We start from the raw sequence: 504 nt of genomic DNA on the forward strand, positions 1-504 counted from the left end.
AGCGGACGTGGAACGCCCGCACACGATGCATCGCGGCGACGTCGGCGGAACGGGGGCTCGGCTCGAACCAACTCTCAGCAACGTCACCTGTTCAACTGGTGACGATACTGGCACGGCCTCCCGCGGACTGTCAACGGCGGACGGGGCGACCGGAACGAGTACATTCCTCCTGGCCAGGCCGTGGACTGAACCAATCCCCTGCCGCCATCGCGAGTCACCTGTCAGAATGGTGATGTGAATCACGAGCATGCCTTCGTCTGCGGCAACCCGGCCCTCGACTTCGCCGCGACTCTGCGCGCGCGGCGTACGGTGCGTTTCGAGATGTTCGCGACACCGGACCGACTGGACGCCTGGTTCGTGGAGTCCGGGCTCGTCGACAACATCGTGCCCGGCGACGAAGCCGACGTGGAACAGGCCAAGGCGGTGCGGGAGGCGATCTACGAACTGGTCACGGCCCGCCGCCTCAAGGAGGAGTACGACGACGAGGCGCTGAGCGTCCTGAAC

At 65.9% G+C, this 504-nt stretch carries 1 protein-coding gene; it reads left to right on the forward strand.

The window, feature by feature from the left end:
* Positions 1-234: 234 nt before the first annotated feature.
* Positions 235-504 (forward strand): ABATE domain-containing protein (locus AC1DUE_RS20175; protein WP_477041189.1); only part of this gene is annotated, 270 nt, incomplete at its 3' end.

Source organism: Cellulomonas sp. P4_A2 (assembly GCF_056402515.1).